Annotated in this window: 19 protein-coding genes; 13 read left to right on the forward strand and 6 right to left on the reverse strand. The window is 48.2% G+C overall.

Annotation, left to right across the window (positions count from 1 at the left end):
• Positions 1–3: 3 nt before the first annotated feature.
• Positions 4–897: a COX15/CtaA family protein gene (locus C792_RS0105390; RefSeq protein WP_017548429.1), complete on the reverse strand. Its 894-nt coding sequence runs from the start codon at positions 895–897 to the stop codon at positions 4–6.
• A gap of 309 nt (positions 898–1206) precedes the next feature.
• Here C792_RS0105390 and cyoE point away from each other — a divergent pair, with 309 nt between their 5' ends.
• The 7 genes from cyoE (at position 1207) to C792_RS0105425 (ending at position 7751) form a co-directional block, all read left to right on the forward strand.
• Positions 1207–2127, forward strand: coding sequence for a heme o synthase (cyoE, locus tag C792_RS0105395; RefSeq protein WP_017548430.1), 921 nt, complete (start codon positions 1207–1209; stop codon positions 2125–2127).
• A gap of 28 nt (positions 2128–2155) precedes the next feature.
• On the forward strand, positions 2156–3301 hold the full coding sequence (gene coxB / locus C792_RS0105400) for a cytochrome c oxidase subunit II (protein WP_026090243.1): 1146 nt from the start codon (positions 2156–2158) through the stop codon (positions 3299–3301).
• Positions 3302–3303: 2 nt separating this feature from the next.
• Positions 3304–5220, forward strand: coding sequence for a cytochrome c oxidase subunit I (locus tag C792_RS0105405; RefSeq protein WP_017548432.1), 1917 nt, complete (start codon positions 3304–3306; stop codon positions 5218–5220).
• The gene (locus C792_RS0105410; RefSeq protein WP_017548433.1) at positions 5220–5846 is read left to right on the forward strand and encodes a cytochrome c oxidase subunit 3; all 627 of its coding nucleotides are present in this window, start codon (positions 5220–5222) and stop codon (positions 5844–5846) included. The genes C792_RS0105405 and C792_RS0105410 overlap by 1 nt, the downstream gene beginning before the upstream one ends.
• A gap of 1 nt (position 5847) precedes the next feature.
• On the forward strand, positions 5848–6192 hold the full coding sequence (locus C792_RS0105415; RefSeq protein WP_017548434.1) for a cytochrome C oxidase subunit IV family protein: 345 nt from the start codon (positions 5848–5850) through the stop codon (positions 6190–6192).
• Positions 6193–6309: 117 nt separating this feature from the next.
• The gene (ctaG, locus tag C792_RS0105420; RefSeq protein WP_040608716.1) at positions 6310–7272 is read left to right on the forward strand and encodes a cytochrome c oxidase assembly factor CtaG; all 963 of its coding nucleotides are present in this window, start codon (positions 6310–6312) and stop codon (positions 7270–7272) included.
• A gap of 20 nt (positions 7273–7292) precedes the next feature.
• Positions 7293–7751, forward strand: a complete 459-nt coding sequence (locus tag C792_RS0105425) for a DUF420 domain-containing protein (RefSeq protein WP_017548436.1) — start codon at positions 7293–7295, stop codon at positions 7749–7751.
• Between the two features lie 83 nt (positions 7752–7834).
• Here the strand turns inward: C792_RS0105425 and C792_RS0105430 are convergent, their stop codons facing one another.
• The gene (locus C792_RS0105430; RefSeq protein WP_017548437.1) at positions 7835–8191 is read right to left on the reverse strand and encodes a YugN family protein; all 357 of its coding nucleotides are present in this window, start codon (positions 8189–8191) and stop codon (positions 7835–7837) included.
• 143 nt (positions 8192–8334) lie between these two features.
• Between C792_RS0105430 and C792_RS0105435 the strand changes: the two genes are divergently transcribed.
• On the forward strand, positions 8335–8778 hold the full coding sequence (locus tag C792_RS0105435) for a YlbF/YmcA family competence regulator (protein ID WP_017548438.1): 444 nt from the start codon (positions 8335–8337) through the stop codon (positions 8776–8778).
• Between the two features lie 86 nt (positions 8779–8864).
• Here the strand turns inward: C792_RS0105435 and C792_RS0105440 are convergent, their stop codons facing one another.
• Positions 8865–9785 (reverse strand): glycerophosphodiester phosphodiesterase family protein, encoded by a 921-nt coding sequence (locus C792_RS0105440; protein WP_017548439.1) that lies wholly within the window; start codon positions 9783–9785, stop codon positions 8865–8867.
• Positions 9786–9874: 89 nt separating this feature from the next.
• Between C792_RS0105440 and C792_RS0105445 the strand changes: the two genes are divergently transcribed.
• Entirely contained in the window at positions 9875–10138 is a 264-nt protein-coding gene (locus tag C792_RS0105445; RefSeq protein ID WP_017548440.1) for a DUF2129 domain-containing protein, read from the forward strand.
• A gap of 3 nt (positions 10139–10141) precedes the next feature.
• Here the strand turns inward: C792_RS0105445 and C792_RS0105450 are convergent, their stop codons facing one another.
• Positions 10142–10510, reverse strand: coding sequence for a DUF7147 family protein (locus C792_RS0105450; protein ID WP_017548441.1), 369 nt, complete (start codon positions 10508–10510; stop codon positions 10142–10144).
• A 60-nt stretch (positions 10511–10570) separates the two neighbouring features.
• On the opposite strand from C792_RS0105450, the gene rsmD reads away from it, so the two are divergent.
• The gene (rsmD, locus tag C792_RS0105455; protein ID WP_017548442.1) at positions 10571–11107 is read left to right on the forward strand and encodes a 16S rRNA (guanine(966)-N(2))-methyltransferase RsmD; all 537 of its coding nucleotides are present in this window, start codon (positions 10571–10573) and stop codon (positions 11105–11107) included.
• A gap of 2 nt (positions 11108–11109) precedes the next feature.
• Positions 11110–11595, forward strand: coding sequence for a pantetheine-phosphate adenylyltransferase (coaD, locus tag C792_RS0105460; RefSeq protein ID WP_017548443.1), 486 nt, complete (start codon positions 11110–11112; stop codon positions 11593–11595).
• Here the strand turns inward: coaD and C792_RS0105465 are convergent.
• Positions 11570–12718, reverse strand: a complete 1149-nt coding sequence (locus C792_RS0105465; RefSeq protein ID WP_017548444.1) for a nucleotidyltransferase — start codon at positions 12716–12718, stop codon at positions 11570–11572. The genes coaD and C792_RS0105465 overlap by 26 nt on opposite strands.
• Before the next feature lie 137 nt (positions 12719–12855).
• Here C792_RS0105465 and C792_RS0105470 point away from each other — a divergent pair, with 137 nt between their 5' ends.
• Together C792_RS0105470 and rpmF are read left to right on the forward strand one after the other, a co-directional pair.
• On the forward strand, positions 12856–13377 hold the full coding sequence (locus C792_RS0105470) for a YceD family protein (RefSeq protein ID WP_017548445.1): 522 nt from the start codon (positions 12856–12858) through the stop codon (positions 13375–13377).
• 3 nt (positions 13378–13380) lie between these two features.
• Complete coding sequence (rpmF, locus tag C792_RS0105475) at positions 13381–13554, forward strand: 50S ribosomal protein L32 (RefSeq protein WP_017548446.1); 174 nt, start codon at positions 13381–13383, stop codon at positions 13552–13554.
• Positions 13555–13616: 62 nt separating this feature from the next.
• On the opposite strand, the gene C792_RS0105480 is transcribed toward rpmF, so the two are convergent.
• Positions 13617–14084 (reverse strand): N-acetyltransferase, encoded by a 468-nt coding sequence (locus C792_RS0105480; RefSeq protein WP_017548447.1) that lies wholly within the window; start codon positions 14082–14084, stop codon positions 13617–13619.
• Positions 14085–14116: the final 32 nt, after the last annotated feature.

Below are 14116 nucleotides of genomic sequence, written 5' to 3' on the forward strand. Positions count from 1 at the left end.
AGTCTACTTTGCCCTTGAAAGCAGCATGATGAAGTAGCACAGCAGTCCGAAAAGAAGGGTGATGAACAATGCGTGCAGCAGTGCTATGAATATGTTCACCAGTGTGAACACACTGAGCATCCCTGTTGTCGCCTGCAGCAGCACGAGGATGAAGGCCAGGATCCATCCGTTCCTGATTACCCTGTATCTGCTGTAATGTCTTATCGCATGCAGCATTATGATGAAAATCCATATGACTACTATACCTGCAAGGGCACGGTGGCCCATCTGCACCCACTGGTAGAAGTCCATCGCCCAGAACTGTCCGGGCTGACAGTGCGGCCAGCTCAGACAGGCGAGTGAAGATTCGGTATGTCTGACGAGGGCTCCGCTGTAGACCACCAGATATATATATATCGTCAGGAAGATCGTGTTGTACCTGAGGAACGGACCGAAAGCCATGATTTCTGCTTCAAATTTGGTATCAACTTCAAAGATGAGCAGCGTAAGCAGCAGTACCGCGGCGAAGCTGATGAGTGATATTCCGAAATGTGCTGCGAGAATGAAATCATTTTGTCCCCACATTACTGCTGCAGCACCAATCAGAGCCTGTGCCAGGATGAAGCCGATGCTGAGTGCGACGAGGAATTTCGTCTCTCTCTTATGCGGGATGACTTTCAGAACCATGTAGCTCAGCACCCCGACCAGTATTATTGCGATGCCTGATACACCTCTGTGGGCAAGTTCGATGATGGTTTCAATCGGCCAGTCGGTCGGTATGAGCTTTCCGTGGCACAGGGGCCAGGATTGACCGCATCCTTCGGCTGACCCCGTCTTGGTGACAAGGGCGCCTCCGATTTGAACAAAGACCATCATGAGCGTTGTTACCGCAGCCACAATTTTCAAGTTTTTATACAATGGTAACACCTCAATAATTCAAATGCTTTTTGTGGTATCAGAATTACAATATATATGAAAGAACCCGTCAGAGCAAATGTTAATCTTCTGAAATGCCCTTAACAATTCTGGAATATATGGTAAAATCGATATGTACAGAAGCTCTCTAACAAGTATAAAACAGATTGGCGTTTTCCATGTGGCACATTCATGAACAATTTTTGAACAATATAAAATGTAACGAATTTATTTCAGAAATGTATAGTAAATGTGACCTTTTTAATTTATTATTAAATATAAATGTGTTTATTGGCGAAAGGAGGCGTATGGATGCAAAGTGATGTATATGGAAATGATGTGCATCATGTCGACAAGGAAATAACTTTCAAAGCTGTAAAGACCTTGGTAAAGGAAGGGATCATAAAAGCGAACCTGGTGCCCGCTTTTGCTGCCGGTTTCCTGGCGGTGATGTATTACGGACAGTCTTTCTTCGCAAATATTCCCATCCTTCTGCTCATGATTCTCGCAACTGCACTGGTCATCGGCGGCGTTGCCGCACTCAATAATTTCTATGACCGTGATATCGATTCAGTAATGGAATCGAAGCTCGACAGACCGAGTGTCGACGGCACTTTCAGTGTCGGACAGATACTGAAAACCGGTTTTTCGATGCTGATTGCGGGTGAGATCATTTTGTTCATGATCAATCCGACAGCTGGAACGCTTGGACTGATTGCCGCTTTTGGATATGCAGTCGTCTACTCGATCTTTGCAAAAAGGCATCTGCTGTCCAATACAGTAATCGGTGCGATTCCCGGAGCGATGCCGCCTTTGATCGGCTGGGCCGTAATCGACCCGGGCCTGCACATGCTTGCCTGGGCGATGTTCATTGTAATGTTCATATGGCAGCCGCCGCATTTTTATGCGCTGGCCATCAGACGGAGTGATGAATACAGCGAGGCTGGCGTACCAATGCTTCCTTCCGTAAAAGGAAATCACCGAACACGGGTATCCATCATATCCTGGGTGGCACTTCTTTTGTTCACACCGCTGCTCATGATGGAACTCGGCTTGTGGTTTGCCGGGCTTGCCACGCTGCTGAATGCCGCCTGGCTCCTTGTTGCTCTCAACAGGTTCCGCCGCATTGAAGACTATAACCGCTATGCCGGTCGGGTATTTGTCTTCTCATTGAACTACATTATCATTTTCTTTGTAATGATCATCATTGCCGGCCTATTATTTAATTTCTAAAGCTTAGTATGAAAGAGGGGCTATTTACATGAAAAATCGTTGGATGAATGCCAAATGGATAGGTCTTTTATCTGTCCTAATGGTGTTTCTGTCGGGTTGTGGTAAGAATCATCTTAGTACACTGAAGCCTGCTGGTGAGGTTGGGCAGGAACAGTTTAACCTGATGCTTCTGTCAATCATCATCATGATCCTGGTAATCCTGGTTGTTGTTGTACTCTTTACATTTGCACTGACAAAGAGCCGCAGAAGCAAAGTCGGTGAGGAGTTTGAACCGAAGGATATTGCCGGAAACCACACGCTGGAAGTAATCTGGACAAGTATCCCTATACTGCTGCTCATCATTCTTGCCATACCTACTATCTACTTTACGTTCAAACAGGCAGATACACAGGCCATGGAAACCGAAGATGGCGAATTGAACGGGGAAGAAGTTATCGTCAACGTAACAGCGCATCAGTACTGGTGGGAATTCGAGTATCCGAACCAGGAAGTGGTCACTTCCCAGGAACTTGTAGTACCGACTGATACGAAAGTATACTTCAACCTTCAGGGTGCGGATGTGAAACACTCATTCTGGGTGCCTGCCGCCGGAGGTAAGATGGATACGAACATAGACGGAATTAACAGTTTTTACTTAGTCTTTGACGATGACAAGGCGCAGGATTCCAACCGTCTCTTCTACGGTAAATGTGCGGAACTGTGCGGACCTTCACACGCATTGATGGATTTCAAGGTCGAAGCGCTTCCTCAGGAAGAATATGAACAGTGGCTTGCCGACATGCAGGCTGTTGAAGAACCTGCACAGGCATCAACCGAAGACGCAGCCGAAGGACAGGAAATCTTCAATAACTCATGTATCGGATGTCACGCTGTAACACCTCAGGGTGCCGGCGCACAAGGGCCGAACCTTGCAAACTTCGGTGACCGGGATCTCATAGCAGGCTATCTTGAACACGACAAGGAGAACCTGGTGGACTGGATCTCCGATCCTGAAAGCCTGAAACCGGGCAACAAGATGACAGGTGCATATGACCTGTCCGAAGAAGAGATAGATAAAGTCGCTGAATATCTGATGGAACTGAATGTTGAGGAAGGTTCCGGAGATGTCAGTACGTTAAAAGAAAATGCTGAAGAATCTTCAGAGGAAGAGTCATCAGAAGAGGGGGGTAACTGATAATGGCATCCGCAACTACAAAGAGAAGTGTCGGTTCTGTAATATGGGATTACATGACTACAGTCGACCATAAAAAAATAGCAATCCTTTATCTGATTGCCGGTGGATTCTTCTTTGCTCTGGGCGGTATAGAAGCAATGCTGATTCGTATTCAGCTTGCCGTACCAAACAGCGACTTCCTGTCTGCAGGACTGTTCAACGAAGTAATCACCATGCATGGTACAACGATGATATTCCTGGCTGCAATGCCGCTTTTGTTCGCGTTCATGAACGCCACGGTGCCATTGCAGATCGGGGCACGTGACGTAGCCTTCCCATTCCTTAACTCACTGGGTGTCTGGCTGTTCATCTTCGGCGGTATCTTCCTGAACCTTTCATGGTTCATGGGAGGGGCGCCGGACGCAGGCTGGACGAGCTATGCTTCACTTTCAATCAATTCACCTGGACATGGTATCGACTTTTACGCAGTCGGGCTTCAGATTGCCGGTGCAGGTACGCTGATTTCAGGTATCAACTTTGTCACTACAATCATTTCAATGAGAGCACCGGGTATGACCTACATGAGGATGCCGCTGATGACATGGACAACACTTGTGGCTTCAGTGCTCATCGTATTCGCATTCCCGCCGCTTACAGTAGGCATTTTCCTGCTTACATTTGACCGTATGTTCGGATCCAGTTTCTTCCTTGTTGAAACCGGGGGCAACACGATCATCTGGGAGCATCTGTTCTGGATCTTCGGGCACCCTGAAGTTTACATCCTGATCCTGCCGGCATTCGGTATTTTCTCGGAAATATTCGCGACGTTTGCGCGTAAGAGGCTGTTTGGCTACTCTGCGATGGTATTTGCGACCGTACTGATCGGCTTCTTCGGGTTCATGGTGTGGGCCCACCACATGTTCACAGTTGGACTCGGGCCGACTGCCAACGCAATTTTTGCAGTAGCCACAATGGCTATCGCCGTACCAACGGGTATCAAGATCTTCAACTGGATATTCACCATATGGGGCGGCTCGATCGAGTTTACGACCCCGATGCTCTATGCACTGGCATTCATCCCGTCATTCGTCATGGGCGGGGTTACAGGTATCATGCAGGCAGCTGCACCGGCCGACTATCAGTACCATGACTCATACTTCATCGTAGCGCACTTCCACTACGTTATCGTTGGCGGTGTAGTCTTTGCACTCCTTGCCGGTCTGCACTACTACTGGCCGTTGATGTTCAGCACGATGCTCAGCGAGAAGCTCGGCAAGATTACATTCGTGCTGTTCGTTGCAGGATTCCATGTGACATTCCTGATCCAGCACTTCCTTGGTCTTTGGGGCATGCCGCGCCGCGTGTTCACTTACCTGGATGGGCAGGGATATAACACCGCGAACTTGATATCCACCGTGGGAGCAATCATGATGGCGGTTGCCGTCATCATCCTGCTGATCAACATCATCATCACTGTTGCTAAGAACGAAAAAGTCGGGCGCGACCCTTGGGGCGACGGACGTACACTTGAATGGTCCCTTCCACTTCCGGTTCCGCACTACAATTTTGCACAGACACCGCTTATCCGCGGCCTTGATGCATACTGGATCGAGAAGAAGGAAAACGGCGGCAAGATGATGCCGGCCGAATCCCTGGAGGACTTCCATATGCCGAATGGTTCCATCATTCCATTCATACTGTCCTTCGGTCTCTTCGTCGCAGGATTTGGTGCACTGCACTTCGCTTCCGGTAAAGACTGGGCCATCGATGCAGTGGCGGATCTGCCGAATCATCCTTGGGCACTTCCAGTCCTTATCGCGGGCCTCGCGATTGTATTCATCTCAATGGGTGTCCGTTCCTGGAAGGATGACCTCGGCCACTACGTGAAAAAAGAAGAGGTACTTAAAGATCTTGAAGAACAAGAAAGGGGTGCGAAATAATGGCTAACATGGAATATAATGTGCCGTCAGAAAGATGGCCGGCACACCCGGAAACGGCAACACTTGAAGGTAAAAACAAATTTATCGGTTTCTGGACTTTCCTTGCCGGTGAGACTGCACTTTTCGCATCTCTCTTTGCAACATACCTTGCACTCAAAGACTCTGTGCCAAGCGACGACCATCTGCTTGCCGCAGACCTGTTCCACCTGGAGCTCGCATTTGTCATGACGATGTTCCTGTTGACTTCGTCGCTGACAAGTGTCTATGCAGTCTATCACATGAGAAACAACAACTTCTCAAAAATGCAGCTGTGGCTTGGTGTGACTGTACTGCTCGGGCTTGGGTTCCTGGCACTTGAGATCTATGAGTTCATCGAATACACCCATCTCGGACATACGTTCCGTTCCAGTGCATTCGGCAGTGCATTCTATTTCCTGATCGGTACACACGGTTTCCACGTATGTATCGGCCTGGTCTGGATCACGCTCCTCATCCTGCGTAACGCAAAGCGCGGTCTGTCCGTCTACACTGCAGCGAAAGTGAACACTGCAGCACTGTACTGGCACTTCATCGACGTTGTGTGGGTCTTCATCTTCACAATAGTCTACCTGTTGGGAGTGATGTAATATGGCAGAAATCAAACAAGAAGCGATTTCGCAAAAGAAGCTTGAATACATCAGGCGTGAGCGCACGAAGGAAATGCGTCAGCAGATGGTTTCCTTCGCCCTCATGATCTTCCTGACTTTTGTGGCATTCGGTCTGGTGGCGATGGATCTCGATGCATCGTTTGTCATCCCGATTGTAATCGGTATGGCATTCCTGCAGGTCATCCTTCAGTTCTATTACTTCATGCACATGAAAGACAAGGGTCATGAATACATCAAACTCATGATGCTTACAGGCATGTTCTTTGCGATTGCATTCGTAACGACATTCATCTATATCGTATGGATCGGAGCTCCGATCGAGTAGGACAGCAAAGAGGCCGGCACATTTGTGCCGGCCTCCTTTGTCATCATATTGTCACCTGTAGGCGCTTGATGCGATCGGGGTTTGATTCTATACTTGAAATAAGCGAATTTTTAAAGGATGATCAGTTTGGAAAATATATCGTCTATATCCATATTCGGCTTCGTGGCAAACTGGAGCCCTTATTTCTTCTTGTTCACTGTCCTTTTGACAGTATTCTATTTCCTGATTACTAAAAAGTGGTACCGGAACTTTGAAGGGGGCAGACCACTCAGAGTGAAAGAAGGTGCCGTCTTCGTCACCAGCATGGTCCTTCTGTACGGTATGTACGGGGCGCCAGTCGATATACTGAGCCACATATTGTTCAGTTTCCATATGCTGCAGATGGCGGTTGTATTCCTTCTCATTGCACCGCTGATGTTCTATGCGGTGCCTGAATATATATGGAAAGCTTTTGTGAATCTGCCTGTCGTGAAACAAGTATTCCTGATTACCAAAAAACCGCTTGTGACACTCATCCTGTTCAATGGCGTATTCTCCATCTACCACCTGCCTGTGGTTCTGGATTTCCTTAAGCAGAGCGGGACGCTGCACTCGGCATTCAATGCGCTTCTGTTCCTGCTTGCGATACTCATGTTCTATCCGGTATTCAACAAAGTCGAACCGAGGGAGAATCACATGGGCGGCCTGTTCAAGATGCTCTATGTTTTCGGTATCGGAGCGCTGCTCACACCTGCCTGCGGACTGATCATTTTCGCCGGAACACCTCTTTATGAGACGTATACGGACGGAGATGCATGGCTGTCGGCGATGGAGCTCTGCGTACCTTCCGGTGTACTTGACGGCCTGCGCGGTCAGGGTCTGATTTCAGGACCCGAATACTTTACGGATACGACACCTGTCATGGATCAGCAGACAGGCGGTATCATCATGAAGGTGCTGCAGGAAGTGTTCTTCGGCTTCATGCTCGGCTTCATCTTCTTCAAGTGGTTCAGGGAAGAGCGCATGGATGAAGAGGAGACGACCAGACGCTCTGTTGAAAATGCCCGTATCCAAAAAGAACTATTCAACCAATACAGATAACCAGTAAGGAGAAATACACCGTGCATCTATTACCAACAATAAGTACTTTTTTCATTGTGCTCAGTGCCATCTTCATGGCAGCCGGCATTGTCAGGGTCAAAAAGCACCGGGATATTGGCGGCCATCAGAAAATGATGAAATACGCCGCTGTCAGTGCAATCATATTCTTCATAATATATGTATCGCGCACGATATTCATCGGCAACACAGCCTTCGGCGGTCCGGATTATCTGGTGCCGTTCTACACGGTGTTCCTCATCTTCCACATTGTGCTCGCAACATCGGGCGCTTTCCTGGGCGGGACACAGATCTATTTCGGTGCCAAGGAGAAACTCTCGAAACACAGGAAACTCGCACCGTGGGCTTCAGTCATCTGGTTCGGCACAGCAGTCACAGGCGTCATGGTTTATGTGCTGCTCTATGTGCTTTATCCGGGCGGCGAAACTACATCGCTGATCAGGGCGATCCTGCAGAACTGATTTTGAACGGATCCGTCAGGGTCCGTTTTTTTATAGGCAAATAAAAACAGGACACCGTAGTGTCCTGCAGATGTGTCATCGTTTTAAACGAGCGCTTTCAAGTCCTTGACGACAGCCCTGATCTTCTCGACTGCATGGTCGACGATGCGGTCCGGGAAATGTTCATCCGCACCGTACTCGATGCCGGTCGGATAGTAATGTTTACCCATGTAAGGGTCCATAAGCTGGAGGACTGCGTTATTGGCACCCACATCGCCTTCCAGGGTATAGCCTGGAAGACGTAAGTAGTAGATCCCCTCCGGCACCTCATATTTGAAGTCATAGGTCATCCGTTCATAGTCCCAGGAACCCCCGAGTACGAGACCGTTTTTGTTCATTGTGTCTTGCAGTATATCCTGAGAAATAACCATCGTCTCAAGACCAGAGTTTTCAAATACCATGAAATTTCCTCCCTAAGCATTTTGCATTACTTTAATTTTAATCCATATCCATAAGACTTGCAAATGGAATTTAAGCATTTTGGAAAAACCGGTGTAGAAGGGAGGTATTACAGTATGATACCATTGGGGGAGAGGTGATGTGTATGATAACTGAAAAGGAACTGGAAATCATGGATCAGCTCGATGCCTTGAACAGCAAGGTTATGGAGACTACGGAATACAGGCACTATTGCAAATACAGGGAACTGCTGGATACTGATCCGGCGGCAGCCGGACTTATATATCGTTTTACAAAAATGAAAGAGGAGTTCGAGGAAGTGCAGAGATTCGGTAAATATCATCCGGATTTCAGTACGAAAAGAAGGGAAATCAACCAGTTCAAAAAAGAGCTGGATATGAATCCGGTCGTCATGGAGTACCGGAAAGCGGAGTATCAGCTCCAGGCGCTCCTTGATGAAATACTCTATCATGTGAGCATCGGCGTGAGCCAAAATGTCAATGTGGTCAGCAGTAATCCGTTCTTCTCTGTCGGAGGGGAGTCCGGATGCTCGACCGGCGGCAGCTGCGGCTGCCAGACGGCGATATAGAATGAAGACGAATGAAGACGGTCCATCGGGCTGTCTTTTTTATTATGGCAAAATAAAAGCCCCCCTCACCGGGGGGGGGGACAGTATTAATATCTTTCGTTCAGAAGATGATGGCTGATGTCAGGGAAATCGGTCACGATGGAATGGGCGCCTTTTTGGATGAGTGAATCCATTTCATCCATCTCATTGATCACCCAGTAGCCGACCGCAACGTTCAGACTCTGAAGGTAGTCTATGAAACCTTCGCGGTCAAGCGGTATATTGTTGTATCTCGGCGGAATCTGGAAAGTATCCGCTTTTGGTGTATACAGGTGTTTGAAGCAGGTTGAATATGCGAGGTACGCATTCCGGACCTGGTCTTCGCCGGCACCAAGCGCCACATCGTCGCCTGAATAGAGACGGAAGCGCTCAATCTGTTCATCGTGGAAACTTGTCACCAATACACGGTCCACAACATCAAGCTCCGTCGTCAGCCTGTACAGAAGGCTCGGCATCAGACTGCCTTCATAGGATTCAGGAGTATCCTTGATATCGATGTTGATGAGCTTATCCGGGTATTTGCGGATGAGCTCTCTGAGTGTGACGATTTTCGCATCCTCTGATCCCCTGAACGGATGATTGCCTTCGACATCACGGAAGTGGTAGCCGAAGTCGAGGGCACGCAGTTCGTCGAGTGTCATATTGCTGACACGGCCGGCACCGTTTGACGTCCGGTCGACGTATGCGTCATGGAAGACAACAATTTCTTCATCCTTGGTCATGCGGACATCAACTTCGAAGCCATCCACATCGAATTCCGATGCTTTGTCGAATGCTGCAACAGTGTGTTCAGGTGCAAGTCCCATTCCTCCGCGGTGTGCGAAAACATAGGGGGAACGGTGTCTGAAGTAAGGCTTGATATCACGAATCTTCGTTTCGCTCATGAGTTTCGTACCGACCCAAAGACCTCCGATGACACCACCGGCAACACCCACGGCTGTTAAAAATCCTTTGAAACACTTGTTCATAATTCATTGCCTCCAGTAATAGATTCATTTTAAAACTGCTCACTAACATGGTATCATATCTTTATATAAATTTATAAGGTGGGAGTACGATGCTCAAAGCGCGCATTGGCATTTATATATATTTTAAACAAAATAAGTTTATACGACAATTGAAACGGCACGGCCACCTCATATACGTGAATAAAGATAAAAAGTACTTACTATTATATATATACGAATCCGAACTTTCTCAAACAATGAAAACACTGGAACAGCTTAAATACGTCAGGGAAGTCGTCGTAAGTGAATACCCGAATATAAGACGGGAGTACAGTACTGAAAACTATGAGGCGAAGGACTACCGTGTCATCTGAGCGTCAGAGGGGCGGAATCAGATGGTTCAGCCGCAGTACTCCGGTGATATACTGATAGAACTGTCCACGTTCATAAAAATCTTCGGGGTCCCGTGTGGAAAATTCGACGACCGGGATATTGGCGGTTTCACACCATCTGCGGATCATCACGTATTTCCCGCCTTCCCCGGCATTGTACCGGATTCCGTTGTAGATGGCATAGATGGCCTGGAAATTACCGCGGACCGGCTGCATGACGAGCAGGAATGTGGAAAGTTTCCCCTCTGTATGTAAAAAAATTGCTTTGTCTATGCGTGTCTGATTGTGGGCAACCAGCGCTTCCAGTTCGAACAGGTCGCCGTACCCTTCACCAAGTGTGATGAATTTTTGCATGCTTATCAACTCCCATCACCAGTTTAAACCAACCCCGGGAGGAAAGAAAGAGGATTTAGAGTGAGAATCATCAGTGGAAAATACAAAGCGAGGAAAATCGAAACATTGAATTCGAATGATACCCGCCCGACAACCGATAAGGTGAGGGAGAATGTCTTCAATATACTGGGGCCGGTGGAAGGTGATGTCCTTGACCTGTTTGCGGGAAGTGGCGCGCTGGGCCTTGAGTCTCTCAGCAGAGGGGCGGAGTCTGCAGTGTTCATCGACGGTGCCGGGGATGCTGTCGGCATACTGAGGAAAAATGCAAAAGACATGCAGGAGCATGTTGAAATATTCAGGAACGACTACCGGCGTGCGCTCAAAGCGCTGGCCAAGCGCGGCAGGCACTTCGACCTGATATTCCTCGACCCGCCGTATCATAAAGGGATAGTAGCAGATGCCCTTGCCATGATCAGTGAGCTCGGTATACTGGACACGGGCGGCAGGATCGTTGTGGAGACCCATAGGGACGAGAGCTACAGGCCGGGGCCATTCATGAGTATCAAAGAGGCCGTCTATGGCACGGTTAAAGTAAATGTACTTGTAAAGGAAGGGTAAACATGGGAAGAATCGCAGTATGTCCGGGGAGCTTTGATCCTATTACATACGGACACTTGGATATTATCGAAAGAACGAGCAGAGTATTCGACACAGTGTATGTTTCAGTGCTGAAGAATTCATCAAAACAGGGGCTTTTCACACCGGAGGAACGCGTTGAGCTGATCAGGAAGGTGACCAGTGACCTGCCGAATGTGGAAGTCAGGGAGTTCAACGGACTGCTCATAGATTTCTGCCAGGAGGTCGGGGCGGGTTCCATCGTCCGTGGACTGCGGGCGGTCAGTGACTTTGAATATGAAATGCAGCTGACATCCATGAATAGGAAACTCGACAGCAGCATAGAAACGATTTATATGATGACAAATAACAATTATTCCTTCATATCTTCATCAATTGTCAAAGAAGTGGCAAAATACGGCGGCAAGACAGAGGATGTCGTACCGCCGCTTGTAGAAGAGGCACTCAAGGAGAAGTTCGCCCGGCAATGATCACCGGTGTGTTGAAATCATTTCTGTCAGAGCCGGAAAAAACGTTATAGATGTCAGTCGCCGCAATTTCCGGCATGACGGAATTGCGGTTTTTGCTGTTTACGTTCGTGATGATCTCGAGATCTTCCGGCAGCTGCCGGAGATACTCCTGTCCCGTCCGGTTCATGGCAAGCACCCGGACGGCGTCCGGCAGGACATAATCTTTCATTTTGTCCTTCGTAATGTTCAGGAGGATGGAAATCATGAGGCGGTTTAGGCGGGTCCTCGTATAACGCTTGGTCTTGACATCATTGATGAAGGAATCGTATGAATTGTGATGTCTGACCCGGTCCTTTATCCGGTGTTCGAGCCCTTCTGTCATCATGTAGATTCCGCGGAGTTCCATATGGCTCATGCGGCTGATGATGATTTTCAGACTGTCGAAAATATCCGCATTGGACAGCGGGGTGCCGTTTGCTATCTCCCCGGCAAGTGTTTTTGGCATATACCGTGCAGCTTCTGTCAGCCGGTTTTCCATCAGTGCCTTCCTGAGACTCGTGGCGCTGGAAAAACGGGATTCAGATAGATTCTCATCATCAAAGCGGTTGCCGAGCCGCGGTATGGTCAGCGGTTCGATATCCGCCCCGAGTGCATCGATGGCCCCGATGTATGACAGGCCGAGTATATTGTTGGATCCGCTGAACAGGTCGGAACCGATGGCTTTGTCCACGGCACGCGGATAGCTGTAGCCCTCTTTCATCAGCGCAGTCATAGTGCGTTTTATATCAGAACTTCTCAGTCTCGTGTGAATATCCTTCAGATCTTCGATGTCACCGGACTCGCTGCCGAATACGATATGGGTGCTTTGGAGCAGTGCGGCCGCATGCACACCGCCCAGGGCGAAGTCATCGGCATAGCTTACGGCATTGTAGAGCGGAAGTTCAACAACCAGATCGACATGTTTGACGGCCGCTTCCGCTCGGGTGAATTTATCAGTGATGGCAATTTCCCCGCGCTGTGTAAAGTTGCCCGACATGATTGCGATGACGACGTCCGCGCCCGTCAGTCTGCGCGAAGCTTCGATATGGTGTATATGTCCGTTATGGAACGGGTTGTATTCGGTGATTAAAGATGTGATAATCATCTATGAAACTCCTTTCCTGTGCATCATAATTGTAACAGATGGCAGAGTGGTTATAATGTGTTGTGTTAAGAAAATAACTTGACAGAAGACCTTGTTAACTGTACAATGTTTTTTGTGCTCATAAGAGGTGAAACTATATGAGATGGTCATTGACACAGCTGAAAAAGTTCAGTAATGAAAGTATCGCTGTGAACGAAAAAGTCCAGTTCAAAGAAATAACAGACCGCAAAGATGTGCTCGGCCTCTCCGAGACATCTGTCGAGGGTGAAATGCATGTCGGCGCGAGCCGGATTGGTGCAGATCTCACAATCGATACTGTGGTCCATATGCTCGATAGCCGGACATCGGAGAATATCGAGGTTCCGCTCCACATCGAATCCTATGAGGAATTTGATGAAGAGGCGGAAGAGACCGATGAATTGGATGAAAATGTTCATCCGGTGACCCACACTTTGGATTTGGAACCCGTGGTCCGTGAACTTATCGTCGTCAATCTTCCGAATGTTGTGACAGAAAGTGATGAAGTTCCTGCCGGCGGCAGGAACTGGTCCGTCATGACAGAAGACGAACTGGCGGATGAGGAAGAACAGAAAGTGGATCCAAGATTATCAAAGCTTAAGTCACTGCTGGAAAGTGACAATGAGAATAAGGAGGATTAAGACATGGCAGTACCTAAGAGAAGAACCTCAATTACACGTAAAAGAAAACGCCGTACGCACCAGAAACTTTCAGTGCCGGGCATGGTGGAATGCCCGAACTGCGGAGAGATGAAGCTTTCCCACCGCGTATGCAAAGAGTGCGGCAGCTATAAAGGTGAAGATGTCGCAGCCAACTAAGCGACAGTGGCAAAGAGAGCCGTTGATGTTCAACATCAACGGCTCTCTTTTATTATGTGCGGCTATTGATTCAGTACATAGCCTTTCGGGTACCATACGAGTGGATCGTCCGCCATATCGCGTTCAATATCATATTTGAGTGTTTCAAAACCATGCTTCTCAAAGAACGGTCTCGCGTTCTGACGGCTGATCGCCTTGATGGGCATTTTAAAGCTTTTGGCGTAGTCGATCATTTCACTGCCGAATCCTTTGTCCTGGTACTTTTCAAGGACTTCGAGCTTCCAGATGACCATGTATTCGTGGGGCGGATCGAAAATCGGCTGGTTGTTATCCTCTTTCGTGTAGAGGCACATGCGGGCGGCAAGATTGTCGCCGACATAGATGCCGTAGAAAGGTGAGTTGATATCAGCATCAATCATGTTCCCTTCAAGCTCTTTTGTCATCTGGAGTTCCTGCGCACCATACTCCCTGAATTTCTTGAAATCTTCCACAGTCTTGTAGTTTATTGCCAAGTTTTTTACTTCTGCCATTGTTATTCTCTCCTTTGTCATCATTATAGTAT

Source organism: Salinicoccus carnicancri Crm (assembly GCF_000330705.1).
Taxonomy (GTDB): domain Bacteria; phylum Bacillota; class Bacilli; order Staphylococcales; family Salinicoccaceae; genus Salinicoccus; species Salinicoccus carnicancri.

What these genes read in the sequence shown, in the direction of transcription:
- ctaG (WP_040608716.1), top strand. Translation starts at nt 6,310, where the DNA reads ATGATCAGTTTGGAAAATATATCGTCTATATCCATATTCGGCTTCGTG.
- cyoE (WP_017548430.1), top strand. Translation starts at nt 1,207, where the DNA reads ATGCAAAGTGATGTATATGGAAATGATGTGCATCATGTCGACAAGGAA.
- C792_RS0105435 (WP_017548438.1), top strand. Translation starts at nt 8,335, where the DNA reads ATGATAACTGAAAAGGAACTGGAAATCATGGATCAGCTCGATGCCTTG.
- C792_RS0105470 (WP_017548445.1), top strand. Translation starts at nt 12,856, where the DNA reads ATGAGATGGTCATTGACACAGCTGAAAAAGTTCAGTAATGAAAGTATC.
- C792_RS0105430 (WP_017548437.1), bottom strand. Translation starts at nt 8,191, where the DNA reads ATGGTATTTGAAAACTCTGGTCTTGAGACGATGGTTATTTCTCAGGAT.
- C792_RS0105445 (WP_017548440.1), top strand. Translation starts at nt 9,875, where the DNA reads ATGCTCAAAGCGCGCATTGGCATTTATATATATTTTAAACAAAATAAG.
- C792_RS0105450 (WP_017548441.1), bottom strand. Translation starts at nt 10,510, where the DNA reads ATGCAAAAATTCATCACACTTGGTGAAGGGTACGGCGACCTGTTCGAA.
- C792_RS0105465 (WP_017548444.1), bottom strand. Translation starts at nt 12,718, where the DNA reads ATGATTATCACATCTTTAATCACCGAATACAACCCGTTCCATAACGGA.
- C792_RS0105410 (WP_017548433.1), top strand. Translation starts at nt 5,220, where the DNA reads ATGGCTAACATGGAATATAATGTGCCGTCAGAAAGATGGCCGGCACAC.
- C792_RS0105480 (WP_017548447.1), bottom strand. Translation starts at nt 14,084, where the DNA reads ATGGCAGAAGTAAAAAACTTGGCAATAAACTACAAGACTGTGGAAGAT.
- C792_RS0105415 (WP_017548434.1), top strand. Translation starts at nt 5,848, where the DNA reads ATGGCAGAAATCAAACAAGAAGCGATTTCGCAAAAGAAGCTTGAATAC.
- coxB (WP_026090243.1), top strand. Translation starts at nt 2,156, where the DNA reads ATGAAAAATCGTTGGATGAATGCCAAATGGATAGGTCTTTTATCTGTC.
- C792_RS0105405 (WP_017548432.1), top strand. Translation starts at nt 3,304, where the DNA reads ATGGCATCCGCAACTACAAAGAGAAGTGTCGGTTCTGTAATATGGGAT.
- coaD (WP_017548443.1), top strand. Translation starts at nt 11,110, where the DNA reads ATGGGAAGAATCGCAGTATGTCCGGGGAGCTTTGATCCTATTACATAC.
- rpmF (WP_017548446.1), top strand. Translation starts at nt 13,381, where the DNA reads ATGGCAGTACCTAAGAGAAGAACCTCAATTACACGTAAAAGAAAACGC.
- C792_RS0105440 (WP_017548439.1), bottom strand. Translation starts at nt 9,785, where the DNA reads ATGAACAAGTGTTTCAAAGGATTTTTAACAGCCGTGGGTGTTGCCGGT.